The organism is Streptomyces sp. URMC 124, from assembly GCF_051386455.1.
Classification (GTDB): domain Bacteria; phylum Actinomycetota; class Actinomycetes; order Streptomycetales; family Streptomycetaceae; genus Streptomyces.
Genome location: NZ_JBPQTS010000108.1, coordinates 1 through 26,233 on the forward strand (window position 1 = coordinate 1; position 26,233 = coordinate 26,233).

A 26,233-nucleotide genomic window follows, 5' to 3' on the forward strand; every position below is an offset into this window, starting at 1 on the left:
GGGTGTGGTCGGGGCGGCCCGTGGGGAAGGCCGGGTGCATGAACCCGTCGTAGACGCCGCAGGCGGAGTTGCCGATGTCGACGTTGTAGCCGCGGAAGGTCAGCTTGCCCGGGGTCACCCGGAAGCGCTCGGGGTCGAGGAGTTCGGTGTCCAGGACGCGGCGCACGACGGTGCGCACGACCTCCCGGGACCCCTTTTCCGCCTTCACCAGCGGGTAGACGAAGGTGTAGTCGGCGTGGACGGCCACGGAGCCGTCCTGGTGCTCCGCGAACGTCATCCGCCCCCGGGTCTTGACGGTCTCCCCCACCATGCGTACCTCCTTGCCGTCGAAGCGGCTGAAGAGGGTGAGCGGGTCGTGGTCGCGGCCCGGCTTGCTCAGGGAGGCGTTGACGTCGGTGACGAGGTCGTCCTGGTGGGGGTCGAGCAGGGCGAGGGCGGCGGCCGGGCGCTCGCCGCGGATGGTGGCGGGGTCCAGGTTGGCGGCGACGAGGAAGTCCTTGGTCAGCTTCAGGGCGGAGGCCACCTGATCTCGCGAGAATGCCCCCACGGGGCGAGCCTCGGGCAGGTCGATGCCCGCCGCGCCGTCGGCGTAGCGCTCGGCCGGGGACCCGGCGAAGGGCCGGTCGAGGGTGGGGGTGCCGTCGGTGCCGGCCGGGGCGCCGCTGGGGCGCTCGGTCTCGGGGGCCAGGGGCGCCGCCGTGCCGTGGGAGGCCGTCGTCCTCCGGTCGTCCGTGCCCTCGTCCCCGAGGCCGGGTATCCGGGAGAGGACCGGGCCGGGCTCGAGCACGACCAGGGTGGCGGCGACGACGGCCACCACGCCGAGGCCGCCGAGGATCCGGCGCCTACGGGCGGCGGTTCCGTTCATCTCCTGCCACGCGGGGCCGGTGCGCCAGCCCGGGGGCTCCTGGGAGGGAGAGTTCTTGCCGCGTCCGCCGGACACGGGTCTTTCGCCTGACACGCACGTGCTCGCTTATCTCGTATGCCCGGTCTCCACCGGGAGGGAGCGGCCACTGTAGACGTGCACCGGTGGTGCCCCGTCAGCACCCCTGCACTCCGCAGGACATGACGCAGGGCAGTAGCCGAGAATGGCCGGATTTGCCCCCTGCCCTGTTCCCTTTTCGGCCCCGGAGGCTCTACCTGTAGCGGGGCCGGTCCGTCCGGTCCCCAGGGGCGAGAGGAATTGTGCGATGACCTCCGGGATGACCTCGTTCGACAAGATCTACGACCAGCCCGACCCCCGGGCGTACTTCACGGTGCTGGGGCCTCTGGAGTACCAGACGCCGCACCATGCCCAGAGCGTCTTCCGGCGGATGGCCGAGACCCTCGGGGGCCCGCCCGGCCAGGAGCCGCCGACCGTCGTGGACATCTGCTGTTCCTACGGCATCAACGCGGCGCTCCTCAACCACGACGTCACCCTGGAGGAGCTCTACGCCCGCTACACCTCGCCGCAGGTCGCGACGCTCACCACGGCCGAGCTCGTCGAGGACGACCGGGCGTACTTCGCGGCGCGCCGGCGCCCTGGCGCGGTACGGGTGGCGGGCATCGACGTCGCCGGGCAGGCGGTGTCCTACGCGCGGGCCGCCGGGCTGCTGGACGAGGGGTTCGCCGAGAACCTGGAGACCGCCGAGCCCAGTGCGGAGCTGCTGCGGTGGACGCGGCGGGCCCGGCTCGTCACCATCACCGGTGGGACGACGTTCCTGTCCGCCAGGACGCTCAAGGCGCTCACCGCCGGCACGGACACACCGCCCTGGGTGGCCTCGTTCGTGCTCCGGACCGCCTCGTACGAGCCGATCGCCGAGGCCCTGGCCGCCCACGGCCTCACCACGGAGAAGTACACCGCCCGCACGTTCCCGCAGCGCCACTTCAGCGGGGCGGAGGAGCAGCAGTACGCGGTGGCGGCCGTCGAGGCCGCGGGCGAGGACCCCAGGGGCAAGGAGAGCGAGGGGTACTTCCACACGACGCTCTACCTCTCGCGGCCCGCGCGGGACGTCGCGGCCCTGCCGCTCACGGAGCTGCTGGCAGCGGACTGACGCGGGGGCGCGAGCGCGCGCATCGGCGGGTTCACGCCGGCACTGCGGGCGAATTCCGGCCATGAACCCGCTACGGGTGCGGACCGCCGCCCGGCTCGTACGGCCGCTCCTCCGGCAGCCTGCGCCGCGCCTCATCCAGCTCGCCGGCGGCGACCAGCCGGTGGACCTCGCGCGCCAGGGGCGTGACGTCCGTGATGGAAACGGTCCACTCGTCGGCGTAGCGGCGCGCCGCCTCGCCCGCGAGGCCCAGCTGGAGGGAGCGGTAGGGCAGGGCCTTCAGGTGCAGGTCGCGCTCGGGGTCCCACTGCACCCTGGCCGGTGCCGCCTTCAGCTCGCGCTGCCAGGCGGCACGGTCGGCGTGGACACCCCGTTCGTAGTGGGACAGACAGGCGTTGGCCAACGCCCAGTCGAATCCGGCCCGGTCGATCTCAACGGCGAGGACGCATTCCTGGTCGGCCTTGGTGCCCCAGCCGCAGCGGTACATCATCCAGAGAAAGGAGGGCTTGATCCACGTCATCCGGTCACGCTTCCACGTGGCGGGGAAGCGGCCGTCCCGGGCGGCCGGCAGGCCGAGGCGGGGTGCGTAGGCCTGGTAGACAGTGATGGTGCTGTCGGTGTGCGCCGCCCGGATTCGGCGGTGGGGTTCTTGCATGGGGGCAAGTGTGGGCGGGCGCCGGTGACCCGGCCAAATGAATTACGGGCGGTGGCGGGCGTGGCCCGCGGGGGGCTATCTGCGCGGTGGCGGGGTGTCCAGCAGGTCGGTGACGAACTTGCGGAGTTTTCCGGCGCGTACGGGTTGTACGCCGTGGAGGACCTGCGCACCGTAGGCCAGTGCGGTGCCGGGGCGGGTGGCGGTGAGCCAGCGGGTGGAGTGGGTGTCGCGGAGCCAGGCGGGCACGGCCTCGTGGCCGCCGAGGTGCGGCATGCTGTGCGTCAGGGGCGTGCCGGGGGCGTAGCCCTCGGCCTCGCCGACGACGGCTCCGGTCCAGATGCCCGGCGCCGCGGTGGTCTCGATGTAGAACTCGCCGCCCGCGTCGGCGTCTTCGAGCACCACGCCGATGCGGCCGATGCGCCGGGGTGCGACGGCCGGGTCGGGGATGCCGTCGATGTGGGTCGGGATGTGCTGGCCGGCGGTCAGTTCGGTGTAGTCCCAGCGGGCGTCGGCGGCGACGGACGGCAGGGCCCGCTGGAGGACGTGCAGGGCGCGGGCCGTGGCGGAGCGCAGGATCTCCTGGGCGAGGCCGGGGGCCCGCAGGAGCTCGGCCTGGCGGCGCGGCTTCCATCCGGTGGCCGCGATCTCGTTGTCCATGATCTTCACCAGCTGCCCGAGCTCCGCCGGTGTCACGAAATCCTCGACGCTCTGCAGCGCCAGGGTCTCGGTCAGATGGATCATCAGGTGCCTCCCTGTGCTCGGCGTACTCGGTACTCGGCCGCGGGAATCACCTGCAGTGTCGTGGCTGTGCGTGCCACCCGGCAGTCGACAACTGGCCGACTTGGGGGGAGGCGGAGGGGGAGGGCGGCACGCGCAGGGCCGGCCCGCGTGGTCAGAATTCCAGCGACACCTCCTGCGTCCGCAGCCAGAAGTCCAGGGCCAGGACCAGTTCGCTGCCGGTGCGGTAGCCGGGCCGGGGGTCGTCGGCGGTGGCGGCGGCCAGCGAGGGGCCGTCGAGGAGCGGGCGGACGAGGGAGTCCGGGCCCTCGGTGGCGCGCTTGAGCGCGGCGCGCAGGCCGTCGAGGTAGAACGGGTCGCGCGTCGTGGGGTACGGGGCCTTGACGCGGTCGGCGACGAGGCCGGGCAGGAGGTCGCGGGTGGCGGCGCGCAGGAGGGACTTCTCGCGGCCGTCGAAGGTCTTCATGGCCCAGGGGGTGTTGAAGACGTACTCGACGAGGCGGTGGTCGCAGAAGGGAACGCGCACCTCCAGGCCGACGGCCATGCTGGCCCGGTCCTTGCGGTCGAGCATCCACTGGACGAAACGCGTCAGGTGCAGGTAGCCGATCTCGCGCATGCGCCGCTCCTGCGGGGAGGCCCCGGGCACGTGCGGCACCTCGGCAAGCGCCTCGCGGTAGCGGTCGGCCCGGTACCCCTGCAGGTCGATCTTCTGGAGCAGGCCGCGGTCCAGCAGGGACTCGCCGGGGCCGCTGCCGGGGCCGGAGATGCCGGTGCCGAAGGGCGGGGCGAGCCAGGGGAAGGTGTCGGCGGCCACGGAGTCGGGGTGGTGGAACCAGCGGTAGCCGCCGAACACCTCGTCGGCGGACTCGCCCGAGAGCGCGACCGTGCACTGCTCGCGGACCGCCTTGAAGAGCAGGTAGAGGGAGGTGTCGCCGTCGCCGAGGTCGAAGGGCAGGTCCCGGGCGCGCATCACGGCTTCGCGGGCGGCGGTGTCGAGCAGCGCGGAGGACGGGAGGGTGATGACGCGGTGGTCGGAGCCGACGTGCCGGGCGAGGGCCTCGGCGTACGGCGTGTCGCGCGTGCCCCGCCAGTCGTCGGCCGTGAAGTTCTCGGCGTGGCGGGCGAAGTCGAGGGCGAAGGACTGCACGGGGGCGCCGCCTTCGGCCGCGCGCTGCCGGGCACCGAGGGCGGTGATGACGCTGGAGTCGAGGCCGCCGGAGAGCAGCGTGCCGAGGGGGACGTCGGCGATCATCTGCCGGGCGATGATGTCTTCCAGCAGCTCGCGGACGCGGGCGATGGTCGTGTCGAGGTCGTCCGTGTGGTCGCGGGCCTCCAGGGCCCAGTAGCGGCGCAGGCGGACGCCGGTGTGCTTGACGCGCAGGGTGTGCCCGGGCGGCAGCTCGTACATGCCCTTGTAGACGGCGTGGCCGGGCGTCTTGGTGAAGGCCACGAGCTCGGCGAGGCCCTCGGCATCGATGGCCGGGCGGACGGCGGGGTGGGCGAGGATGGCCTTGGGCTCGGAGCCGAAGAGCACGCCGTCCGGGGTGGGGTGGTAGTACAGCGGCTTGATGCCCATGCGGTCGCGGACCAGCAAGAGCTCCTGGGTCCGGGCGTCCCACAGGGCGAAGGCGTACATGCCGTTGAGGCGCTCGGTGAAGTCCTTGCCCCATTCGAGGTAGGCGTGCAGGACGACCTCGGTGTCGCTGCTGGTGCGGAAGGCATGACCGCGGCCCTCCAGCTCGGCGCGCAGCTCGCGGAAGTTGAACACCTCGCCGCTGTAGGTGAGGGCGACGACGGTCCGGCCGGACTGCTCGAAGGTCATGGGCTGTTTGCCGCCGTCGGGGTCGATGACGGCGAGGCGGCGGTGGCCGAGGGCGACCCGGTCGTCCCGCCAGAGGCCGTGCGCGTCCGGGCCGCGGCACGCCATGGTGTGTGTCATCGCGTTCGCCGTGTCGGCGGTGACGGGGCGTGCCGGGTCGTACGAGACCCATCCTGCTATTCCGCACATGGCGTGCTGTCTCCTGTCGGTTTGCCGGATGCCGGGATGCCGGGTTGCCTCTTCGGGGCGTGCCTCTACGGGAAGGTGCCTTGGGGGGTGTGCCTCACGGGTGAGAGGGGGTGCGGCCCTCCTTGCGGAAGGGGCCGCACCCCTGCGGTGCCGTGCCGGCAGCGGTCAGACGTGCGCGGCGGGAACCTCGGCGGGGCGTTCGCCCCCGTCGGTGAAGCGGCGGAACGTCCACGTCATCCACATCACGACGAGGACCATCACCACACTGATCGCCGTGGCCCAGGCCATGGCATCGGCCCAGCTCGCGTCGGTGGCGTGCCGGCCGGCGACGGCGAAGAACACCGCGCCGATGACGGCGACGCCGGCGGCGCTCGCGAACTGCTGGGTGGTGGTGAGGATGCCGGAGGCGATGCCCGCGTCCTGGGCCCGGACCCGCATCAGCGCGGCGCCGAAGAGGGCGGGCAGGACGACGCCGTTGCCGGCGCCGATCAGGCACAGGCACAGCACGATCCACGGCAGGCCGGTGTCGGGGCCGGCCGCGTACAGCCGTACGGCCAGGGCCACCAGGCCCAGGACGATCACCGCGCTGCTGACGACGAGGGCGCTCATGCCCCAGCGGCCGGTGAGCCTGCCGCCGATCATCGAGGTGGCGGTGAAGAGGATGCCCATCGGGGAGAACACCAGGCCCGCCTGGAACGGGCCGAGGTCCAGGCCGGACTGCAGCAGCAGCGTGAGCGTGAACATGAAGCTGCCGAAGTAGACCATGAACGCGACGCTCGCGATGACGCCGCCGCGGAAGGAGGGGCTGCGGAACAGCGGGAAGACGAGGACGGGGTCGCCGCCCCGGCGCGTGAGGGCGCGCTCCCAGCGCAGCGTCAGCGCGGCGACGGGGATCGCGAGGGCCATGCTGACCCACGTCCACACCGGCCAGTTCGAGGTGTGGCCCATGGTCAGGGGCACGAGCAGCAGGGCGAGGGCGAGGGTGACGCCGGACGCCCCGACGGGGTCGAGGCCGATGCGCCGCCGGTGCGTCTGGGCCGGCAGGACGCGCAGGGCGGCGGCCGCGATCACCGCGCAGAACGGCACGTTGATGAGGAAGATGGTCCGCCAGCCGAGGCCGGCGAAGTCCGCGGCGATCAGCGCGCCGCCGAGGACCTGACCGGCGATGGAGCCGAGGCCGGCGGCGGCGCCGTACCAGGCCATGGCCTTGGGCTTGCGCTCGTCGGGGAAGTCCGCGGTGATCACGGCGAGGACCTGCGGGACCATCACGGCGCCGGCGAGGCCCTGGGCCAGCCGGGCGGCGACGAGCTGCTCGGGGTTGACGGCGATGCCGCACAGCAGCGAGGTGATGCCGAAGGCGATCGTGCCGATGACGAACAGCCGCCGGTAGCCGTACTTGTCACCCAGCCGGCCCCCGGTGATCATGCCGGCCGCGTAGGCGAAGGCGTAGCCCCCGACGACGAGTTCGAGGGCGGCGGGCCCCGCGTGGATGCTCTCCTCCAGCGACGGCGCGGCGACGTTCACCACGAAGAAGTCGAACTGGGCGAAGAACATCGCGGACAGCAGGACGAGGAGGATAGGTCCGGTGCGTATGGTCGATGGGGTCGAGGCCTCCGCCACGGCGGGCGGGGCGAGTTGGTCGGTCATGGGGCTCCTCGGCGCCGGTCGCGCGCGGCGGCCGGCGCGGTTCGCGGACCTGTGGTCGGTACGGGTGCGGGGCGGATGAAAGATGAAAGGGGGAAGAGGGAAGGGGGGAAGGGGGAAGGGAGCTGCGGGTCAGCGGGCTTTCCGCCGGCCGTGGACGGCGCAGGTGATGCGGGAGGTGCACAGGCGCCGCCCGGCCTCGTCGGAGATGACGACCTCGTAGGTCGCCGTCGTCCGGCCGAGGTGGAGCGCGGTGGCGACTCCGGTGACGGTCCCGGTGCGGACCGCCCGGTGGTGGGTGGCGTTGAGGTCGATGCCGACGGCGATGTGTCCGTCGCCGGCGTGCAGGACGGCGCCGATCGAGCCGAGCGATTCGGCGAGCACGGCGGAGGCCCCGCCGTGGAGCATGCGGTAGAGCTGGGTGTTGCCGGCCACGGGCATGGTGGCGACCAGGCGTTGCGGCGTCGCCTCGTGGAAGGTGATGCCCATCCGGCCGGCCAGGGTGCCTTCGCCCGCCGCGTTGATCCAGGCGACGGCGTCCTCGGGCGGCACGTCGGGCAGGCTCGGGGGGCCGGGGGTGACGGTGGTCATCGGAGGGTCACCGCCTCCGCGGGGGCGGGGGCGGCCGGGGCCGCCGCCGTTCCGTCGCCGGCCGTGGCCACGGCGGCGGGGTCCGCGGGCCGGTAGCTGTGCAGGGCCACGTACTTCTCGCGCAGCTGCCGCTTGAGCACCTTGCCCGTGGGGCCGAGGGGGATGTCGCCCGGGGAGGCCGCGATCTCCAGCAGGGCGAGGCGGGGCTGGCCGATCCGGTCGAGGATGTCGTTGGCGCGGCGCAGCAGGTCCGCGGCGTCGCCCGCGCCGCCGAAGAGCCGGACGAGGGCGACGGGCACCGTACGGTCCTGGTCGTGCCCGGCGACGACCGCGCAGTCGGCGACCTCTTTCAGGCCCAGGAGGATCTCTTCCTCCATGAGGGCCGAGTAGCCGTCGCCGGCGTCGGTGCGGATGCGGTCGACGGCGCGGTCGACGTGGAAGTACTCGCCGTCCTCGGTGCGGTGGACGAGGTCGCCGGAGAGCCAGTAGCCGGCGAGGGTGGAGCGGTAGGTGGTGTCGGAGTCGTTCCAGTAGCCGCGGGCGATGGAGTCGCCGCGGACGCCGAGCAGGCCGACCTCGCCGGGGTCCGCGTGCGTGCCGTCCTCGCGCAGGACGGCGACCTCGGAGAGGGGGACGCGGCGGCCGAGGTGGCGGGCGCGGGGCGGGCTGTCGGGGGTGATCTCGCGGCGCAGGGCGGCCCAGCCGAGCTCGGAGGAGCCGAGCCCGTCGTCGATGACCGACCCGGGGACGGTGCGGTCGCCGAGGGTGGTGCGGCCGAGCTCCATCAGGCGCCGCATGTGGGCGTCGTGGCCGCAGTCGCCGAGGTTGACCCACACCTCGACGGAGGTGAAGTCGGCCGGGTCGGGGCCGTGGGTGGCGAGGTGGGCGAGGGCCTCGTTGAAGGCGAGGACGACGCCGGGCCGGTAGGTGGCGCAGCCGCGCGCGAGCCCGGGTCCGGTGGGGTCGGACCAGCCGACGGTGGGGACGCCGGCGAGGAGGGAGTAGAAGGTGAAGGCGATGGCGCTGGAGTGGGACTGGGGGTAGGCGGCGAGGACGACGGAGGTCTCGGGGCCGGGCGGGTTGGCCAGCCGGTAGCGGGCTCCGGCGACGCTCTGCGCGTGGGTCCACACGACGGGTTTGGGGTTGCCCGTGGTGCCGGAGGAGTGGCAGATGACGACGGGGTCGTCCGCGCCATGGCGGTACTCGGCCCCGGCGGGCAGGGTGCGGTTGCCGAGGATGCCGGCGTCCTGGCGGGTGCAGGTCCAGCGGACGACGGGCAGTTCGCGCTCGCGGCCGGCGAAGAGGGCCAGCCGGGGGGCGTCGGTGTAGATGCCGACGGGCGCGGTGCGGCGGATCAGCCCGAGGGCGAGTTCCGGCTTCATCCTCCCGTTGATGAGGACGGCGATCGCCCCGATGCGGGCGAGGGCGGCGAGGTGGAGGTGGTCCTCGAAGGAGTCCTCGATGTAGATGGCGACGCGGTCGCGCGGCCGGACGCCGCGGTCGTGGTACCAGGCGGCCCACGCCTCGGCGAGGCCGTCGAGCTGGCGGAGGCTGAACTCGGTCTGCTGCCAGCCGTCCGTGTTGAGCAGCGGCAGGTCCGCGGCGAGCAGCGGCAGGTCGGCCGCGGGGTTGGTCTCGGCGGCCACGCGCCAGGCGTTGCCGCCGCCGAGCCCGGGGTGGTCCACGAGGCGCAGGCGGGCCTCCGGTGTGAGGAGCGTGTGCGATGTGAGCGGCATCATTCACCTGGCCTCGGATTCGGGACGGTCGGCATGCGGTGTGGGGGGTGCCGGAACATGGCAGTCCGCCGTGCGGGCCCACCGGAGGCGACGCTAGGCGCGCCGTCCCGGGGCCCGCCAACGGGCGCGGGATAGCCCGTCAAGTCGCCCCGTATCACGGGGAGTAGGGGCGTCGCGGGCCGGGGCGGATTCCACTTGACGGACTCCCCCGCCGCGGGTTCGGCCGTCACAGGCCCGTGGCTATGTTCGGGAAAGTCCTCCGGCGTGCTCCGGAATCCGTAGTGACCGGTAGCCGTACGTTCCCGAGAAGGAGTACACAGTGCCACCTGTGCGGAAATCCGATACCGGCGATACCGGCGACCGGCTTCGCGAAATCGTGGCGTTCGTCCTCGACCTCGACGTGGCGGACGTACGGGCCGACGCCTCGTTCCACCAGGACCTCAAGGTCGACTCCCTGGAGAAGGTGGAGATCGCGGCGCGCATCGAGCAGACCTTCGGGGTCGCGCTCGGCGACGACGAGACGGCGGGGATGGACAGCGTCCGGGACGCGGCGGAGCTGCTCGCCGTGAAGGGCCCGCGCCCGGGAGACCTGGTGGACCGCCTGGTCGGCGCCCACGTCGCCGCGGGCCACGGCGGGCGGACGGCGTACGCGGACCCGGACGCCGGCACGGTCTCGTACGCCCGCCTGTACGAGGCCGCGCAGGGCTACGCGCGGGCCCTGGACGCCCTGGGCGTGCCGGCCGGCACCCGCGCCCTGGTCGTCGCCGAGGATTCGGTGGCCACGGTCGTGGCCGTGCTCGGGCTGTGGTGCCACGGGTGCGTGCCGGTTCCGGTGAGCCCGATGCTGGGCGGCGAGGACATCCGGTTCGTCGCCGCCGACTGCGGCGCGGGCGTCGTCCACCTCGACACCTCCCCCGCCCAGCAGGCCGCCCTGCAGGAGGCGTTCGCACACCTGCCGATTCTGACGGGTCATCAAGTCAGGGAGGGGCTGGCCGACGGCCGGACCACGGGAGCCCACCGCCCCGGAGCGCCAACTCCCGCGGCGTCCCGCCCCGCCGGTGCCGAGTGGCTGATCCAGTACACGTCCGGCTCCACCGGCCGCCCCAAGGGCGTGCGGCACTCCGCCGCCGGGATCGGCGCCATGCTCGACGGCTACGGCGCCGTCCTGGACCTGCGGCCCGATGACATCGTGCTGTCCACCGCGCGGATGTCGTTCGGCTACGGCTTCGGCAGCTCGGTGCTGTGCACGCTGGCCGCCGGGGCGAGCGCCGTCGTCCTGCGCGGCGCCGTCGACCCGCGGTCGGTGAGCGCCGCCCTGCGCCGCCACCGGCCGACCGTGCTGTGCTCGGTGCCGCGCCTGTACGCGGGCCTCCTCGAAGCCGCCGACCGCCTGGACGCGGACGCGCTGTCGTCCGTACGCCTGTGCCTGACCGCGGGCGAGCACTGCCCGGCCGAGCTGAGCCGGCGCATCGAGGCCGCCTTCGGCGCGCCCGTCATGAACTGCCTGGGCGCGACCGAGGTCATGCACGTCGCCGTCGCCACGCCCCCGGGCCGGTCCCTGCACGGGCTGGCCGGCCTGCCCGTGCCCGGGGTGACCGTGACCGTCCGCGACGACCGCGGCGCGCCGGTGCCCGACGGCACCGACGGCCGGCTGCACATCGCCGGGCCCACGGTCTCCCTCGGCTACGTCGACCGGGCCGGCGACGACGCGGTGACCTTCGACGCGGGCGGCGCCTACACGGGCGACATCGTCCGCCGGAACCCCGACGGCAGCATCGCCTACCTGTGCCGCGCCGACGACATCCTCAACCTCGGCGGCTACAAGGTCGTCCCCCGCGAGATCGAGGACGTGGTCCGCTCGATCGACGGGGTCACGGACTGCGTGGTGGTCGGCGCCCCCGACCCCGACGGGCTGCAGCGCTCGGTGGCCTTCACCGTCACCGCCAAGGGCACCGACCGGGACGCCGTGCGCCGGGCCATCCGGGCCTGCGTCCGCAGCCGCCTCGCCCCGTACAAGCGGCCCAGCCGCTTCGAGTTCGTCGACGTCCTGCCGGCGACGGCCACCGGCAAGCTCGCCGCCTACCGGCTGCGCGAGCGGATGGGACAGTCATGACCTGGGACATCACGGGCATGGGGGCGGTCGCGAGCATCGGCGGCACCCCGCAGGAGATCTTCGCCTCGCTCTGCGCGGGCCGCAGCGGGCTCGCCGGCCTGCGCGCCTTCGACACCACCAAGTACCGGGCCAGGCAGGCCTACGAGGTCGACGACCGCGCCCGCCCGGGCACCGACGAGCCGGGCCGGGCCACCCGCTGGCTGCGGCAGGCCGTCGCCCAGGCCCTCACCGACGCGGGCCTCCCCCACGACCTCGCCGACACGCCCGTCCTGGTCGGCACGACCCTCCAGGAACAGCGCAGCGCCGAGCTGTGGTGGCGGACCGGCGCGCCGCTGTCCCCCTCCTCCCTGCACTTCGGCACCGCACTGCGCGAGGCCTTCGGCGCCACGCGCACGTACACCTTCGCCAACGCCTGCGCCGCCTCGCTGTACGCGCTGGCCATGGCCACCGACCTCATCGAGGCGGGGGCCGCGGACACCGTCGTGGTGGCCGGCACGGACGCCATCGGCGAGAGCGCCTTCGGCACGCTGGACCGGGTGCAGAACGACATCCCCGACGCCCTGCGCCCCTTCGACCGCTCGCACAAGGGCATGCTGATGGGCGAGGGCGCGGTCGCCGTCGTCGTGCAGCGCGCCCCGGACGCGGAGTCGACCGCGCGGCGCGTGCACGCGCGCGTACGGGCCGTCGGCATCAACTGCGACGCCCATCACCCCACCGCCCCCGACCCCGAGGGCATCACGCGGGTGGTGCGCGACGCCCACCGGCGCGCCGGGGTCTCCCCCGAGGACATCGACCTGGTCATGCTGCACGGCAGCGGCACTCCCAAGAACGACTCGACCGAGGCCGGCGTGCTCTCGCAGATCTTCGCTCCCGGCAGCGGGCACCGGGGCGGCGGGCCGCTGATGACCGCCGTCAAGTCCATGACCGGCCACACGCTGGGCGGATCCGGGCTGCTCAGCCTGGTCGTCGCGGCACTGGCCTTCCGGCAGGGCACGGTCCCGCCGGTGCTCGGGCTCACCGACCCGGTCGAGGAGGCCGCGGGCCTGCGGCTCGTCCAGGACACGGCGGCACCGGCCGGCATCGGCCTCGCCCAGATCGACGCGTTCGGCTTCGGCGGGATCAACGCCGCGGCGATAGTGGAGGCGGTCCGGTGAACGACAGCGCACGCACCGTCCCGGCCACGGACGGCCCCACCCGGCCCCAGGTCGTCGTCACCGGCGTCGGACTCGCCGTCCCCGGCCTGACCTTCCCCGACGAGCTCCTCGGCGCCGTCCGCGAGGGCGGCTTCGACCCGCACACCGGACTCACCGGCCGCGAGATGCGGCACAAGGACCGCGCCTCGCGCCTGGCGCTGCGGGCCGCCGAACCGGCCCTGCGCGACGCCGGCCTGCACGACGGCAAGGCGTTCACCGGCGACGGTGACACCACGGCCGTGCTCGTCAGCTCCAACTTCGGCATCCTGGACAGCGTCTGCGCGTTCGCCGACGTCATCGCCCGGGACACCGTGACCGGCCTGAGCCCCCTCGGCCTCCCGCAGACCTCCAGCAACGTCATCGCCGGATCCGTCGCCATGCGCCACGGGCTGCGCGGCCCGAGCATCACCCTGTGCAACGGTCCCACCAGCGGACTCGACGCCGTGTACTGGGCGTGCGGGGCCCTCGCCGCGGGGCGCGCGGAGACGGCCGTCGTCATCGGCGTCGAGCCGTCGGGGGACGCGGTCACCAAGCTGCTGGGCGGGCCGGTCCTCGACGGCGCGGTCGCCCTCGTTCTGGAGTCGCGGGGACGGGCGCTTGCACGCGGTGCCCGGCCGCGGGCCGTCGTCGGCGCGGGCGCGTACGCGCGCGGCGCCGCGCCGGCGGCAGCGGTGACCGCCGTCCTGCAGGGCGCCCCGCCCGCGAGCGTCGGCCTGTGGCTGACCGGCGAGGAGGCCGCCGGTGCTCCCGCGGACGTCCCGGCCGTCGACCTGACGGGGCGGCTCGGCCGCTGCTCCGGAGCCCTGGGTGTGCTCCAGTGCGCCGCGGCCGTCGCCCACTTCGACCGCCGCGCGGAAAGCGGCGCGGACAGTGGCGCGGAAGGCGGCGTGCACGGCGGCGCGGTCCTGGCCACGGCCGGGAGTGCCGGTGACGACGCCGCGGCGGCGCTGCTGCTGACAGCTCCCTGACTCACAGTCAATCCTCCTCTGAGTTACCGAACTTCACACGCCAAGTCCCGACCCCCGAATCCGGAGACCCCGCCATGACCGTTCAGCCCACGACCTCCCCCCTCGACACCGAAGAGCTCCGCGCCGTCGTCGCCGACGCCCTCGAACTCCCCGTCGAGGAGGTCACCGACGACGCCCGCTTCAAGGAGGACCTCGAGGTGGACTCGCTGATCTCCCTGGAGATCGCCGTGCGCATCGAGGAGCAGTACGGCATCCGCATCGACGACTCCGACCTCGCGGACCTGGGTTCCTTCCGGCGCATCGCCGAGTTGGTCCGGGAGCGGGCCGCGGGCGGGACCGCGGCATGAGCGCCGCCGCCGGCACCGGCCGGAGCGGGCCTCCGGCCGGCGTAGCGGAGCGGCCGGTGGCGCTGGTCACCGGCGGCTCGCGCGGCATCGGGCGGGCGGTGGTGACGCGGCTGGCCGAGGAGGGCCACGACGTCGCCTTCTGCTACCGCTCCCACTCCGACGCCGCCGAGGCCACCGCGAAGGCGGCCCTGGCGGCGGGCGTCCGGGTGTACGCGCAGCAGGCGGACGTCGCCGACGCCGCCGCGGCCCGGGAGTTCGTCACCGCGGCCGTGCGCGAGCTCGGCCCGCCGGCCGCGGTCGTCACCTGCGCGGGCATCACCCGCGACCGGCCGCTCGCGCTGATGGCCGACGAGGAGTGGCGGGAGGTCATCGACACCAACCTGCACGGCACGTACAACATCTGCCGCGCGGCCGTCTTCCCGCTGATGAAGCGCCGCAAGGGGGCGATCGTCACCCTCTCCTCCATCGCCGGTGTCAGCGGCAGCGCGACGCAGACCAACTACGCGGCCTCGAAAGCGGGGATCATCGGCTTCACCCGCTCGCTCGCCAAGGAGGCCGGCCGGTACGGCATCCGCGCCAACGTGGTGGCCCCGGGACTGATCACCACCGACATGACGGCCTCCTTGCCCGCCGCGGTGACGAGGCGTCACCTGGAGCAGATCCCGCTCGGCCGGGCAGGTGCCCCGGAGGAGGTGGCCGACCTGGTCGCGTACCTGGTGTCGGACCGGGCCTCGTACCTCACCGGTCAGGTCGTCGAGATCAACGGGGGGTTGCCGGGATAACGCCACGACCACCACGAGAGAAAGATCGGATGGATATATCCACGAATCCCGTGGACGCTCCCCCGCTCCCCTTCCCGGCGCTCCCCAATCGGTGCTGACAGCAAGGAAATCCATTCCGCGGACCGCCGCCGCACACAGGTGGAAGCCATTCCGCGAACGGACTCCCGGGCACCGGGAGTGACGTGTACCCTCAAGCACCTGTCGGCAACTGTGCGGAGCTCGGGGGAGCCATGACGCCGTCAACACGTGATGCGATTTTCAAACCCAAGGTGATCGTCGCGATCGATTTCGGAACGCACGGCACCGGATTCGCCTGGGCCACCGTCTCCGCGCTCCAGGACGCGGCGGGTCACCGGGTCGTGGTCTACCAGCCGTTCACACAATCCGGGGGCCACACCTACCCGAAGGACCTGAGCGCCGTCCTGGTGAACCGGGCGGGCGAGCCGGTGAAGTTCGGCGAAAAGGCGCGCAATGCCTGGGACCGCGAACTCGCCCGGGGGAACCCGCAGAATTTCGGCTACGCCAGCAAGTTCAAGATGGCCATTCACGGCCGCGAGGGGAAGTCGGACATCCCGGAGTTCCAGGGCCGCCTGGCGGGGGCACGGCGCGACACCGTCAAGGACCTCGTCACCGCCATGCTCATGCACGTCCGCGGGGCCGCGCTGGACCAGATCGGCCGCTACGCCGTCGGCGGCGCGGCCTACACCGCCGACGAGATCCGCTGGTGCCTGACCATCCCCGCCATGTGGACCGAGGCCGACCGGCAGTTCATGCGCACGGCCGCGGTTTCGGCGGGGCTCCCGGGGGACGCCGAGCGGTTACTGCTGGTGCAGGAGCCCGAGGCCGCCGCGGTCTACTGCGCGCTCAACGCGGGCACCGTGCTCGGCCCGGACCGCCCCGAGGGGCAGCTGGAGGTCGACACCCCCGGCAGCCGGTTCATGGTCGTCGACTGCGGGGGCGGCACCGTCGACATCACCAGCTACCAGATCCGCGCGGCGGGCGTCGGCCCCGGGCAGCTCAAGGAGACCCGCGTCGCCGACGGCGACCGCCTCGGCTCCGCCTACGTCAACCACGCCTTCGTCACCGACATCCTCGCCGACCGCTTCGGGGAGCAGCAGCTCAAAGCGCTGGTGTCCGCCTACCCCAAGGAGGTCGGGCAGCTGGAGTCGGAATGGGAGACCGAGAAGGTGCGGCTCGTCTCCGAGACGGCCGCCGACGGCACTCCCGTCATCAACGACACGGTGCTCGTCAGCATCCCCGGCAAGATCTGGGACGCCCTCGACGAACCGACCAGGTCCCGGCTGACGGTGCTCGCCTCGGGCGAGACGCACTACATCGAGATCACCGCGCACGAGGTCACGCAGCTCTTCGAATCCGTGGTGCGCCCCATCCTCGCCACCATCGAACGGCAACGGGCCGCGGCGGGCGGCGACGGGCCGCCGGTAGGGCGCGAACAAATGCTGCTGGTGGGCGGATTCGCCCGCTCCACCTACCTCCGCGACCGCATCGCCCAGCGCTTCGGCCACGAAGTCCGGGTGATCACGCCGATGGATCCCGCCGTCGCCGTTCTCGGCGGCGCCGTGCACTTCGCGTACGACCCCTCCATCATCTGGGGACGGCGCTCCAAATACACCTACGGATTCGGCTGCAGCATGCCTTTCCGGCACGGCGTCGACCCCCAGGAGAAATTCTTCATCGACGACGACGGAAACGAGAAGTGCAATGACCGCTTCGTCGTGATGGTCCGCCGCAACGATCTCGTTCCGGCCGATCACCAGGCGCGGAGCACCGTGGCGGTATTCCCCAAGTGGACCTCGGTCCAGGTGACCATCCACGCCACGTACGCGCACGACCCGCAATACACGGACGAGGAGGGCTGCGAGGCCGTCGGGAAAGTCGTTCCCGATATTTCGGGCTCGGTCGGCCTGCCCACGAGCCAGCGTTCCCTGGACGTCGCGTTCTCGTTCGGGACGACGGAGATCGAAGTGGAGGTCCGCGACCGCCGGTCCGGAGCCGCCCGCCGCGCCGAGGTCGCCTTCGACGACCTCTACGGCCGCGGCAGCACCGACCGTCCCGACGCCCCGCAAGGAAGGTGAGCCATGTACGACCACTACGGGTGGAACGAGCACGAGGCCTCTCAGGAGCCCCCCGCCGCCCCCTCCATGCGAGCGGCGACGAGCGGCCAGTACTCGCAGGAGTGGTGGCTCGACCAGCTGCGCGAGCTGCACGACCGGCTGATCGCGGTGGAGTCGTGGCAGCACGGCGTGGACGCGCGGACCGAGCAGCAGAACGCCAAGTCCAGGCGGGGATCCTCCGTGCAGCACGACATCAGCCGCCTGCGGGAGACGGTGGGCCAGCTGTCGGACGGCGTGACCGTCCTGGCCACCCGGGTGGAGCGCCTGGAGAGCCGCACCCGGCAGGTGGAGGGCCTGCTGGACCGGCTGCGCTCCGCGGGCGTCCGCGACGCCATCGCCACCGGCGAGGCGCCGAGCGACATGCACCGGCGCCACTCCCAGATCAAGGAGCGCTACCAGCGGCTGGTCGACCAGGACCTGCGCAACCTCGCCCGCGAGCTGTGCCCCGCCGACGCCCGGCCGTGGGACCGGGTGCCCGGAGGCATGCCGGCCGCACGGGCCCGCGCCGTCGCCGAGACCGTGCACCTCCTCTTCGCTCCGGCCCGGCAGGGCGCGGCCGCGGCGCCGGAGGACGTGTTCTCCGTGCTGACGGAGCGGGGCTACGCGACCGAGGGCGCCGACCCCCGGCTGCGCAAGGTCGTGGACGCGGCCAACGGCATCATCCGCGACATGGCCGCCGTGGAACTGCCCGCCACCTTGCAGTTCGACGTCGGCGTCGACGCCCTCGCCGAGGGCGACTACCAGCCGTACAACAGACAGGACACCGGAACCCCGGGCTTCGTCGTCGCACCCGCCTACGCCGTCCAGGGCGAGGCGCCCGAGCACCACCTGAAGGCGTTCGTCTTCCTCGTTCCGGACGAGGCCCCGTGACGGCCCCCGAGGACGTCCTCTCCCTGGAGATCGTCGCCCGCGGCGTGCCGCTCGTCGACGACCGGCTGCTCCTCGAACTGACCAACGACCTGCACACCGCGAACGACCTGGCGCGCGCCGGGGCCCGCGAGGGGTTCTTCGCCCGGCTGCTCGGCCGCGCGACCGGCCGCGACCGCATACGCGAACGGACCGTGCGCGACCGGGTCCTCAGCACCCAGAAGCTCACGCTGCGCTGGCTGACGCACCTGAGCGAGCGGATGACCGTCACCGACCTCGTGGTCGCCGAGGTCTCCGAAGAGGTGCACGACGCGAAGAAGCGCATCGAGCGCGTCGAGACGGCCGGCCAGTGGTCGGCGGACGCGATCGGCGAGCTGGGGGAGATCCTGGCCCGGCTCGCCAGTGACACGGGCCGCTTCCTGTCCGACCACGAGCGGCGGCTGGCGGCGCTCGAGGCCCGTACGGCCATGGACGCCGCCGCCCGCCGCTGGCGCCACCCGCGGCCCGACCCGGGCCTGCCCTGGCTGGTGGGAGCGGTCCTGCTCGCCCGCGAGGTGGCCTCCGGCCCGGCCGGCACGTACGCCTTCACCGGAGAAGAGGCCCTCATGCAGCGGCAGTTGACCGAGCGCATGCTGCAGGACCCGCCCGTGCCCTGGTTCGACGGGGTCAAGTCGCTGCCGGGCATGCTGTCCACCGTCGTCCGCGAGCTGCCCAGCGAGAACCACCGGCTGATGGTGGCCGAGCTGCTCGGCCTCGGCGTGGCGGACGAGTTGTCGGACGCGGCCGGGCCGCTGACCTCGGCCCTGGCCCGGGCGGCGGAGCTCTCCGTGGCCGGGGCCGGAGCCGACGAGGCCGCGCGCTCCGCCCTGCGCGACAGCAGCGGCAGCGGCGACCTCTTCCTCCCTTCCAGCCTGAGCGTCGAGCAGCTCGTGCGGCGCATCGTGGCCGAGCAGTTCGCGGAGGCGCGCCAGCGGCGGATCCGGCTCCGCAAGCTCGCGGAGCCCGGCGACGGCGGAGGGGACGGTGCGGGACGTGAGTGACGGACAGGACGTCGAGCACACCTTCTCCGGATGGGCGGAGCGCGCGGGCGGCGTGGCCTCCGGGCGGGCCCTGCCCGTGCCCACGGCGGCCCCGGGCGCCAAAGACCCCGCCGCGGCGGCGGCCGGCGGGCCACCGTTCCGGCCGGCCGGTTCCCTGCGCATCGGCCTGGTGCTGGCCGGCGGGGGCGCGAAGGGCGCGTACGAACTGGGCGTCTGCGACTACCTCGCGGAAATGGGCCTGGACATCGCGGCCGTCGCCGGCACCAGCATCGGGGCCCTCAACGGCGCCGTGCTCGTCAGCGCCCCGGACCTGAAGACCGGCACCCTGCGCCTGGCGGAGTTCTGGGAGCGCTTCTCCACCCAGTCGGGGGTGGCGCCCTTCGCCGACCGGGGCCTGCCGCTCGACGCGGCCGGGGTGGCGGCCGAGGACACGGCCCGGCAGGCCCGGCTGCTCGCCTCACGGCTGCTGGGCCTGCGCCGCCGCGTCGGGCTGCTGGAGGAGCTGGTCGACGAGGCGGTGGACGCGGCCGCGATCCGGGCCGGCCGACCCCTGTGGGTGGTCGCCTACCCGCTGGCCCGCACGGCGTCGCTGCCCGTGCGGCTGCGCCACCTCATGGAAGTGATGCGGTGGCTGGGCGGTGCCAGGGGCGATGTCCTGCCGCTCAACCACCTTCCCGAGCACCAGATCCGCGAGGCCGTGCTCGCCAGCGCCGCGCTGCCGTTCATCTTCCCCTCCCGCGTGGTCGACGGCTGCGCCTACCTCGACGGCGGGCTCGGCGGCCCCGGCGACCGGACCCCGGTGCGCGCCTTCGCGGAGCAGGAGCACTGCGAGGTCGTGGTGGTGGTCCACCTGCACCCGGACGCCGTCGTGAGCTCGCACGCCGCGAGCCGCGTCACCCGCATCGACATCCGCCCCAGCGTGCCCATCGTCCCGCCCGGCCCGCTGGGCCCGCTGACGGGCCTGCTGTCCTTCTCCCCGGACCGGGTCCAGGCGCTGCGCCGCCTCGGCTACCGCGACGCGTGGGTGCGTTTCGAGGAGCTGCACCACCTGCTCGGCGTGCACAACTCCCTCTCCCGGGCCGAGACCCGCATGCTCGCGGCGTTCCAGCGGCTGTGCGACGCTCCCCGGCCCTCGACACCGTCGTGACGACCGCTGCGGAGGGCACCGTGCGAGATCTCCCCTGGCACCTGAGCCGGCCGATCGCGCACCGGGGCCTGCACGGGGGCCCGGACGCCGTGGCGGAGAACTCGATGGCGGCGTTCCGGCGCGCCGTCGAGCACGGCGTCCCCTTCGAACTGGACGTGCAGCTGACCAGGGACGGCGCCCTGGCCGTCGTGCACGACGCGACGGTGCGCCTGCCGTCGGGGCGGGAGCTGCCCGTCACCTCCCTGCGGCTCGGGGAGCTGCGGGCGGTGGCCTCCTCGGCCCTCGCCTCGCACGTGCCCACCACGCTGCCCGAGGTGCTCGCCGTGGTGGCCGGCCGCGTGCCCGTCATGGTCGACGTCCGCCGGTGGGGTGTGGCCGGGGCCCTCGGCCTGGAGCGGGCGGTGGCCGCGGCGATCAGTGGCTACGGCGGCAGCGTGGCCGTGCAGTCCTTCGACCCCCGTGCGGTCCACCGGCTGGGGCGCATGCTGCCGGGTGTGCCGGTCGGGCAGATCGGGGGCGCCCTGCGGTCCGCGCCGCCGGTGCTGCGTGCCGTCGGCCGGTCCATGGTCACCAACGCCGCCGTCCGCCCCGCCTTCATCAGCTTCGAACTGGCCGCCCTGCCGTCCCGGGCCCTGCGCTTCTGGCAGCGGCGGGGCCTTCCCGTCATCGGCTGGACCGTCCACTCGCCGGAGGAGGAGCGCGCCGCCCGGGAGTCGGTGGCCAACGTCTTCTTCTCCGGATACCTGCCCGTGTCAGCCCTGTGAGCGTGGGGGAAAAGCTGTGTTGAGGAAACTGGGCCTGAGAGCGAAGGCGCCCCGCTGGCGCAACTCCGAGCAGGGCTTCACGGCCGCCGCCGAGCAGTACGTCCTGGAGGTCATCGACTTCTACGACGTCCGCGCCGCCTGGCACCGGCGGCTCTACCGGCTGAGCGGCGCCCTGGTGATCCTCGTCGGGACGGCCCTGCCCGTGCTGACCGCCCTCGACTTCCCCGGCAAGTCCGCCGCCATCGCCGGTGCGGGGCTGCTGGTGGCGGCCACCACGGCGCTCAAGAGCTTCTACCGCTGGGACGTCTCCTGGATACTGCTGCGGGAGACCGAGATCGAGCTGACCCGCGTCTATCTCGCCTGGCGCGCGGGCGCGTCCGCTCCCGACCGGTCCGACGGCTCGCCCCGGTCGGCGCACGCCCTCCTCGACGCGGTGTTCCGCATCCGCGGCCGCGAGTCCTCGGAGTTCTTCAAGAACCTGCCCGACCCCGGCCCGGCCGTCCAGCCGGTGAACGGCGGCGCCCCGAACCGCGCCGCGCGCTGACGTAGGGTCCGTACCCCCGGGTCACGGCGCCGTCGCCGGGGTTTGCGCGAGGAGGGTGCGGACCTGCGCCGCCTCCGGGACGCCCAGCCGTTCGAAGAGGGTCAGGGCCTCGCGCAGGTGGTCCCGGCCGCGGGACGGGTCGCCCAGGCGGGGAAGGGCCCGGCCGAGGACGGCGTGGGCCAGGCCCTGGCAGTAGGTCTTGCCCAGTTCGCGGGCGATCTGCAGGGACTGCTCGGCGCAGGAGACGGCGTCGGCCTCGCGCCATTCGGCCAGCCGGCACTCCGCGAGGCGGGCCCAGGCCAGGCCTTCCCAGCCGCGCTGCTGCTGCTCGATGAAGGAGCCGAGCGCATCGCGCAGCCGGCGTGCCGCCAGGTCGGGGCGGCCCGTCTCGCGCAGGACGCAGCCGTGCTGGTAGAGGGTGAGGGCGACGGTCGGGCCGTTGCCGGTGGCCTCGGCGAGGCGGACGGCCTCGGCGGCGTCGCGCTCGGCCTCGCGGGGCCGGGCGAGGGCGAGGCGGACGCGGGCGGTGTTGGCGAGCACCCGCGCTTCGCTGCCCCGGTCGCCCAGGACCTCGCACAGGACGCGGGCCTGCTCCAGCAGGGGCAGGGCGCGGGCGGGGCGGTCGGTGGCGAAGCAGAGGATGCCGAGGGCATTGGCGGCGAGGTGGCGGCACATGGGGTCGCCCGCGGCCTCCGCGAGGCGCAGCGCCTGGGACAGCTCGCGCTCGGCGGCCTCGTACACGTCGGTGAGGTAGTGCAGGTTGCCGAGGGTGTAGCGGGCGCGGGCCTCGACGTGCGCGTCGCCCGCCTCGCGCCCGGCGGCGGCGGTCAGTTCGGACAGGCGGCGCAGTTCGTCGCGGTGCGCGGGGCCCTCGATCAGGCCGGACCAGGTGAGCAGCAGGTCACCGGCGGCGCGCAGGGCACCGGGGAGTTCGCGCACGGCCTGGGCGAGGGTGGCCGCGAGCGTGATGTGCTCGCGGCGCAGCCACTGGCGGGCCTCGTCGGCGTCGGCGAAGACGAGGCCGGGCGCGGCGACGGGGTGCAGGTGCCGGTGCAGGGCGTGGTCGGGTTCGAGGACGCGGGAGGCGTTGCCGACGGTGGCGAGCAGGTGGTCGAGGAGGCGCTCGACGGCTTCGCTGCGCTCCCGCGGCGCTTCGGTGCGTTCGGCCCGGCGACGCGCGTAGAGCCTGAGGAGGTCGTGGAAGCGGTAGCGGCCGGGGGCGTACGACTCGAGCATCCCGGCGTCGGCGAGGCCCTCGGCGAGGTCCTCGGCGGTGAACTCGTCGCGGTCGAGGAGGACGGCCGCGGCGGCCAGCGGCAGGTCGGGGGCGTCGGCGAGGGCCAGCAGGCGGAAGGCCCGGGCCTGGTCGGACGGCAGGTGGGTGTAGCCGAGGCGGAAGGTGGTCTCCACCGTCAGGTCGCCGGCCTGCAGCTCGTCCAGGCGGCGGCGCTCGTCGTCGAGGCGGGCGACGAGCGAGGCGACGGTCCAGCCCGGCCGGGAGGCGAGGCGGGAGGCCACGATGCGCACGGCCAGCGGGAGGTGGCCGCACGAGGCGACCAGGGCCGCGGCGGCGCGCGGCTCCCCGGCGACCCGCTCCTCGCCGGCGATGGCGGCCAGCAGCGAGAGGGCCTCCGGCTCGCTGGAGACACCGATGTGGAAGTGGCGGGCGCCGCCGAGGGTGAGGGCACGGGACCGGGTGGTCACGAGCACGGCGCAGCCGGCGGTGCCGGGCAGCAGCGGGCGGATCTGGGCGGCGTCGCGGGCGTTGTCGAGGAGGAGCAGCACGCGCCGGTCGGCGAGCACGGACCGGTAGAGGGCCGCGCGTTGTTCCAGGTCGTCGGGGATGTCGGCCTCGGGGACGTCCAGAGCCTGGAGGAAGTGGGCCAGGACGCTGCCGCTGTCGGCGGGGTCGGATCCGGCGCCGCGCAGGTCCACGTAGAGCTGGCCGTCGGGGAAGTCGGGCCGGGCCAGGTGGGCGGTGTGGACGGCGAGGGCGGTCTTGCCGACGCCCCCTATGCCGGTGAGCATGGCGATCATCACGGCGCGGCCCGCGGCGCCGGTGAGCGCGCCGTGCACCTCGCGCACCAGGTCCTCGCGGCCGGTGAAGTCGGGTATGCCGGCGGGCAGCTGGAAGGGGGCTCCGGCCGGGCGGCGCGCCTCGCTCGGGCCGGCCGCGGCCGCGGCCCCCGCGGCGGGCGGCGCGAGCCCGGGATCGCCGGACAGCACCTGGGCGTGCAGCCGGGTCAGCTCCGGGCCGGGTTCGACGCCGAGCTCCTCGACGAGCAGCCGCCGCGCCTCGGCGTAGGCGGCGAGGGCGTCGACCTGGCGGCCGCAGCGGTAGAGGGCGAGGACCAGCTGGGCGCGCAGCCGCTCGCGCAGCGGGTGCTCGGCGGCGAGCGAGGTGAGCTCGGGGACCAGCTCGGCGTGGCGGCCGAGGGCGAGACCGCAGGCGAAGAGGCCCTCCTGCGCGGCCAGGCGGGCTTCCGAGAGCCGGTCCTGCTGGCGCTCGCAGTACGGGCCGGGCAGGCCGGCCAGCGCGGCGCCGTGCCACAGCTCCAGTGCGGCGGTGTACGCGGCGTGGGCGCCGGTGACGTCCCCCGCGGCGTGGGCGGCGCCGGCTTCGGCGAGGAGGCGTTCGAAGACGAGGGCGTCGACGCGCTCGGGTGCCACGTGCAGGGCGTAGCCGCCGGCGACGGAGACGAGGACGGTCGCGGGGGTGCGGGCGGCGCGCCCGGGTTCGAGGAGGTTGCGCAGGCGGGAGGCGTACGTGCGGATGGTGCCGAGGGCCTGGGGCGGTGCGGCCTCGCCCCACAGGGCGTCGATGAGTTCGTCGCTGGAGACGGTGGCGCCGCCGCGCAGCAGGAGGACGGCGAGCATGGCGCGCTGCTGACGCGTGCCCAGGTCCACCTGGCGGTCGTCCGCCAGTGCGCGCACCGGGCCGAGCAGCTGGAAATGGAACCGGTCTGCGGACGGCTGTGTTGTGTCCCGCATCTTTCCCCCGACCGTGCCCTGCCGGCTCTGTCCGGCGACAGGTGGTGACAGTACCTCAGTGCCCCGCGCCGGGGCGGGCGACGTCTGGTGAGGGGCCGTTGATCGTCCGTTGACAGCGCCGTTACATACTGCAGGCACAGTTGTTCCTGCGCATCGCAGCGCACGCCTGACACAGGAGTTTCGATATGACCGCTGAGGACCCCAAGAGCACCGAGCAGGCCGGGGCCCCCGCCGAGCAGCCCGCCGCGCCCCAGCCCGCCACGCCCACCGAGCAGGCGCTCTCGGCCGAGCTGGACAAGCCGGTCGAGGCCGCCGAGGGCACCGCGCCGCAGGCGCAGGGCGGGAGCGGACCGATCCGCCCGACCCACACCACGGGGGCGCAGTAGCCGCACGCCCGGCCGGGCCCTGCCGTGCGAACGGCGGGGCCCGGCTTTGCCTTTGCCGCGCTCCGGCCGTTGAGTCCGGCCGTTAAGACTGAGCAAAGAACGTCCGGCCCCGCTCCACCGGCGGTCCGCGGGGAGCGAATACCGGACAGGCGCGCCCGGCGGTGTCCGGTCACCGCCCGACGGGCGCCCGCACCCGTCACTCCCGTTCAGGGGGACGGCTTGCGGTGCCTCTGGGTCTCCGGGGGGCCGCGGCCGGCGCCCTTCGCGCGACCGAATGTCGCTCTTGAACTTCCGCTTGCCGCATCGGGATACTCACCCGTATCCCGTTCTTGACATGGACGCGACGATCTCATCGGCCTGTCGCGCGCCATGTCCTCACGTCCTCACCGGTGCGCATCAGTACGCCTCACGCACACGGGTCACGCACGTCCGTCGCACTTGCCGCTCGCACATGTCCGTCGCGTACGCGTACGCGCACCGCACCCGCACGTCCTCCACGCCCGGGCACCACCGTGCCACCGGGCACTCCCCCACAGGAGGTCACGAGTGAAACGTTCCCGCATCTCCGCCGTCTCCACGCGCGGTACGGCGGCCGCCGGAGCGGCGATGGTCGCCCTGACGGCCGCGGCGCTGACCCTCCCCAGCGCACACGCCTCCGCGCCGGCACCGGAGCCTCGCCGGCTGTCCTCGTCGCAGGCCGCGGAGCTCGCCCGGCAGATCTCCGCCGACCTCGGAACGGCCACGGCCGGCTCGTACTACGACTCCCGGACCGGCCGGCTCGTCGTCAACGTCCTCGACCGGGAGACGGCGGCCGGGGTACGGGCCGCCGGCGCCCAACCCAGGACCGTGCGCCACTCCGCCGCCGAGCTCGCCTCGGCCCTGCGGACGCTGAAGTCGGAGGCCACGATTCCGGGCACGGCCTGGTCGGTCGACCCCCGCCTCGGCAAGGTCGTCGTCACCGCCGACAGCACGGTCACCGGAGCCCGGCAGGACCGGCTCGACCGGGCGGTCGCACGCCTCGGGGACAAGGCCGCGGTCAAGAGGACGGCAGGGACGTTCCGTCCGCTCATCGCGGGCGGCGACGCGATCTGGGGCAGCGGCGTGCGCTGCTCGCTCGGCTTCAACGTCACCAAGGGCGGCAAGCCGTACTTCCTGACGGCCGGGCACTGCGGCAACGCCTCGCGGACCTGGTCCGCCACCCAGGGCGGCACCCAGATCGGCGTGACCGAGAGCTCGTCCTTCCCCGGCCACGACTACGCGCTCGTCCGCTACACGTCCTCCATCGCCCACCCGAGCGCGGTGGACCTCTACAACGGCCGCACGCAGAACATCAGCAAGGCCGGGGAAGCCGTCGTCGGCGAGCAGGTGCAGCGCAGCGGCAGCACCACCCGGGTCCACGGCGGCGAGGTCACCGCCCTCGACGTCACCGTCAACTACGAGGAGGGCGCGGTCGAGGGCATGATCGGCACCTCGGTCTGCGCCGAACCCGGCGACAGCGGCGGGGCCCTCTTCGACGGCGCCACCGCCCTCGGCCTCACCTCGGGCGGCAGCGGCGAC

The 26,233-nt window shown here is 73.9% G+C and carries 22 protein-coding genes; 14 read left to right on the forward strand and 8 right to left on the reverse strand.

What is annotated here, in order from left to right; all coding sequences use genetic code 11:
* On the reverse strand, nucleotides 1-940 hold a 940-nt coding region (locus ACSNOG_RS21650), incomplete at its 3' end, for a hypothetical protein (RefSeq protein WP_436754341.1).
* Between the two features lie 247 nt (nucleotides 941-1,187).
* On the opposite strand from ACSNOG_RS21650, the gene ACSNOG_RS21655 reads away from it, so the two are divergent.
* Nucleotides 1,188-2,030, forward strand: coding sequence for a hypothetical protein (locus ACSNOG_RS21655; RefSeq protein ID WP_436754342.1), 843 nt, complete (start codon nucleotides 1,188-1,190; stop codon nucleotides 2,028-2,030).
* Between the two features lie 70 nt (nucleotides 2,031-2,100).
* On the opposite strand, the gene ACSNOG_RS21660 is transcribed toward ACSNOG_RS21655, so the two are convergent.
* From ACSNOG_RS21660 to ACSNOG_RS21685, 6 genes are all read right to left on the reverse strand, one after another.
* Nucleotides 2,101-2,682, reverse strand: a complete 582-nt coding sequence (locus tag ACSNOG_RS21660; protein ID WP_436754343.1) for a DUF4291 domain-containing protein — start codon at nucleotides 2,680-2,682, stop codon at nucleotides 2,101-2,103.
* Nucleotides 2,683-2,757: 75 nt separating this feature from the next.
* Entirely contained in the window at nucleotides 2,758-3,423 is a 666-nt protein-coding gene (locus tag ACSNOG_RS21665) for a hypothetical protein (protein WP_436754344.1), read from the reverse strand.
* A gap of 151 nt (nucleotides 3,424-3,574) precedes the next feature.
* Nucleotides 3,575-5,428: an asparagine synthase (glutamine-hydrolyzing) gene (gene asnB, locus ACSNOG_RS21670; protein ID WP_436754345.1), complete on the reverse strand. Its 1,854-nt coding sequence runs from the start codon at nucleotides 5,426-5,428 to the stop codon at nucleotides 3,575-3,577.
* Nucleotides 5,429-5,593: 165 nt separating this feature from the next.
* Nucleotides 5,594-7,075, reverse strand: a complete 1,482-nt coding sequence (locus ACSNOG_RS21675; RefSeq protein ID WP_436754346.1) for an MFS transporter — start codon at nucleotides 7,073-7,075, stop codon at nucleotides 5,594-5,596.
* A 129-nt stretch (nucleotides 7,076-7,204) separates the two neighbouring features.
* Entirely contained in the window at nucleotides 7,205-7,663 is a 459-nt protein-coding gene (locus tag ACSNOG_RS21680; protein WP_436754347.1) for a hotdog fold thioesterase, read from the reverse strand.
* A complete protein-coding gene (locus ACSNOG_RS21685) occupies nucleotides 7,660-9,402 on the reverse strand; it encodes an AMP-binding protein (protein WP_436754348.1) in 1,743 nt (580 codons plus the stop codon). Before ACSNOG_RS21685 ends, ACSNOG_RS21680 begins: the two co-directional genes overlap by 4 nt.
* 325 nt (nucleotides 9,403-9,727) lie before the next feature.
* Between ACSNOG_RS21685 and ACSNOG_RS21690 the strand changes: the two genes are divergently transcribed.
* The 11 genes from ACSNOG_RS21690 to ACSNOG_RS21740 all read left to right on the forward strand — a co-directional run bounded on the left by ACSNOG_RS21690 (nucleotide 9,728) and on the right by ACSNOG_RS21740 (nucleotide 21,299).
* Nucleotides 9,728-11,512: an AMP-binding protein gene (locus ACSNOG_RS21690; protein WP_436754349.1), complete on the forward strand. Its 1,785-nt coding sequence runs from the start codon at nucleotides 9,728-9,730 to the stop codon at nucleotides 11,510-11,512.
* Nucleotides 11,509-12,666, forward strand: a complete 1,158-nt coding sequence (locus ACSNOG_RS21695) for a beta-ketoacyl-[acyl-carrier-protein] synthase family protein (RefSeq protein ID WP_436754350.1) — start codon at nucleotides 11,509-11,511, stop codon at nucleotides 12,664-12,666. The genes ACSNOG_RS21690 and ACSNOG_RS21695 overlap by 4 nt, the downstream gene beginning before the upstream one ends.
* Nucleotides 12,663-13,673: a beta-ketoacyl synthase N-terminal-like domain-containing protein gene (locus tag ACSNOG_RS21700; RefSeq protein ID WP_436754351.1), complete on the forward strand. Its 1,011-nt coding sequence runs from the start codon at nucleotides 12,663-12,665 to the stop codon at nucleotides 13,671-13,673. Before ACSNOG_RS21695 ends, ACSNOG_RS21700 begins: the two co-directional genes overlap by 4 nt.
* A gap of 74 nt (nucleotides 13,674-13,747) precedes the next feature.
* Nucleotides 13,748-14,020 (forward strand): acyl carrier protein, encoded by a 273-nt coding sequence (locus ACSNOG_RS21705; RefSeq protein WP_436754352.1) that lies wholly within the window; start codon nucleotides 13,748-13,750, stop codon nucleotides 14,018-14,020.
* On the forward strand, nucleotides 14,017-14,802 hold the full coding sequence (fabG, locus tag ACSNOG_RS21710; RefSeq protein ID WP_436754353.1) for a 3-oxoacyl-ACP reductase FabG: 786 nt from the start codon (nucleotides 14,017-14,019) through the stop codon (nucleotides 14,800-14,802). Before ACSNOG_RS21705 ends, fabG begins: the two co-directional genes overlap by 4 nt.
* A gap of 269 nt (nucleotides 14,803-15,071) precedes the next feature.
* Nucleotides 15,072-16,898, forward strand: a complete 1,827-nt coding sequence (locus ACSNOG_RS21715) for an Hsp70 family protein (RefSeq protein WP_436754354.1) — start codon at nucleotides 15,072-15,074, stop codon at nucleotides 16,896-16,898.
* A gap of 3 nt (nucleotides 16,899-16,901) precedes the next feature.
* Entirely contained in the window at nucleotides 16,902-17,807 is a 906-nt protein-coding gene (locus ACSNOG_RS21720) for a hypothetical protein (RefSeq protein ID WP_436754355.1), read from the forward strand.
* Nucleotides 17,804-18,844 carry a hypothetical protein gene (locus ACSNOG_RS21725; protein ID WP_436754356.1) on the forward strand — a complete coding sequence of 347 codons (1,041 nt, stop codon included), beginning with the start codon at nucleotides 17,804-17,806 and terminating at the stop codon, nucleotides 18,842-18,844. The genes ACSNOG_RS21720 and ACSNOG_RS21725 overlap by 4 nt, the downstream gene beginning before the upstream one ends.
* Entirely contained in the window at nucleotides 18,837-19,991 is a 1,155-nt protein-coding gene (locus ACSNOG_RS21730) for a patatin-like phospholipase family protein (RefSeq protein WP_436754357.1), read from the forward strand. The genes ACSNOG_RS21725 and ACSNOG_RS21730 overlap by 8 nt, the downstream gene beginning before the upstream one ends.
* Nucleotides 19,992-20,011: 20 nt before the next feature.
* Nucleotides 20,012-20,755: a glycerophosphodiester phosphodiesterase family protein gene (locus ACSNOG_RS21735; RefSeq protein WP_436754358.1), complete on the forward strand. Its 744-nt coding sequence runs from the start codon at nucleotides 20,012-20,014 to the stop codon at nucleotides 20,753-20,755.
* A gap of 16 nt (nucleotides 20,756-20,771) precedes the next feature.
* Nucleotides 20,772-21,299 (forward strand): DUF4231 domain-containing protein, encoded by a 528-nt coding sequence (locus tag ACSNOG_RS21740; RefSeq protein ID WP_436754359.1) that lies wholly within the window; start codon nucleotides 20,772-20,774, stop codon nucleotides 21,297-21,299.
* 21 nt (nucleotides 21,300-21,320) lie between these two features.
* Here ACSNOG_RS21740 and ACSNOG_RS21745 read toward each other — a convergent pair whose 3' ends face one another.
* Nucleotides 21,321-24,290 (reverse strand): AfsR/SARP family transcriptional regulator, encoded by a 2,970-nt coding sequence (locus ACSNOG_RS21745; protein ID WP_436754360.1) that lies wholly within the window; start codon nucleotides 24,288-24,290, stop codon nucleotides 21,321-21,323.
* A gap of 185 nt (nucleotides 24,291-24,475) precedes the next feature.
* Here ACSNOG_RS21745 and ACSNOG_RS21750 point away from each other — a divergent pair, with 185 nt between their 5' ends.
* Both ACSNOG_RS21750 and ACSNOG_RS21755 read left to right on the forward strand, forming a co-directional pair.
* Entirely contained in the window at nucleotides 24,476-24,676 is a 201-nt protein-coding gene (locus tag ACSNOG_RS21750) for a hypothetical protein (RefSeq protein WP_436754361.1), read from the forward strand.
* A 606-nt stretch (nucleotides 24,677-25,282) separates the two neighbouring features.
* Nucleotides 25,283-26,233, forward strand: a 951-nt coding sequence (locus tag ACSNOG_RS21755) for a S1 family peptidase (RefSeq protein WP_436754362.1), incomplete at its 3' end; no start/stop codon positions are given.

Excerpts from the sequence above, each read along its gene's own strand:
- ACSNOG_RS21720 (WP_436754355.1), top strand. The coding sequence starts at position 16,902 with ATGTACGACCACTACGGGTGGAACGAGCACGAGGCCTCTCAGGAGCCC.
- ACSNOG_RS21705 (WP_436754352.1), top strand. The coding sequence starts at position 13,748 with ATGACCGTTCAGCCCACGACCTCCCCCCTCGACACCGAAGAGCTCCGC.
- ACSNOG_RS21655 (WP_436754342.1), top strand. The coding sequence starts at position 1,188 with ATGACCTCCGGGATGACCTCGTTCGACAAGATCTACGACCAGCCCGAC.
- ACSNOG_RS21675 (WP_436754346.1), bottom strand. The coding sequence starts at position 7,075 with ATGACCGACCAACTCGCCCCGCCCGCCGTGGCGGAGGCCTCGACCCCA.
- ACSNOG_RS21685 (WP_436754348.1), bottom strand. The coding sequence starts at position 9,402 with ATGATGCCGCTCACATCGCACACGCTCCTCACACCGGAGGCCCGCCTG.
- ACSNOG_RS21745 (WP_436754360.1), bottom strand. The coding sequence starts at position 24,290 with ATGCGGGACACAACACAGCCGTCCGCAGACCGGTTCCATTTCCAGCTG.
- ACSNOG_RS21660 (WP_436754343.1), bottom strand. The coding sequence starts at position 2,682 with ATGCAAGAACCCCACCGCCGAATCCGGGCGGCGCACACCGACAGCACC.
- asnB (WP_436754345.1), bottom strand. The coding sequence starts at position 5,428 with ATGTGCGGAATAGCAGGATGGGTCTCGTACGACCCGGCACGCCCCGTC.
- ACSNOG_RS21695 (WP_436754350.1), top strand. The coding sequence starts at position 11,509 with ATGACCTGGGACATCACGGGCATGGGGGCGGTCGCGAGCATCGGCGGC.
- ACSNOG_RS21750 (WP_436754361.1), top strand. The coding sequence starts at position 24,476 with ATGACCGCTGAGGACCCCAAGAGCACCGAGCAGGCCGGGGCCCCCGCC.
- ACSNOG_RS21680 (WP_436754347.1), bottom strand. The coding sequence starts at position 7,663 with ATGACCACCGTCACCCCCGGCCCCCCGAGCCTGCCCGACGTGCCGCCC.
- fabG (WP_436754353.1), top strand. The coding sequence starts at position 14,017 with ATGAGCGCCGCCGCCGGCACCGGCCGGAGCGGGCCTCCGGCCGGCGTA.
- ACSNOG_RS21665 (WP_436754344.1), bottom strand. The coding sequence starts at position 3,423 with ATGATCCATCTGACCGAGACCCTGGCGCTGCAGAGCGTCGAGGATTTC.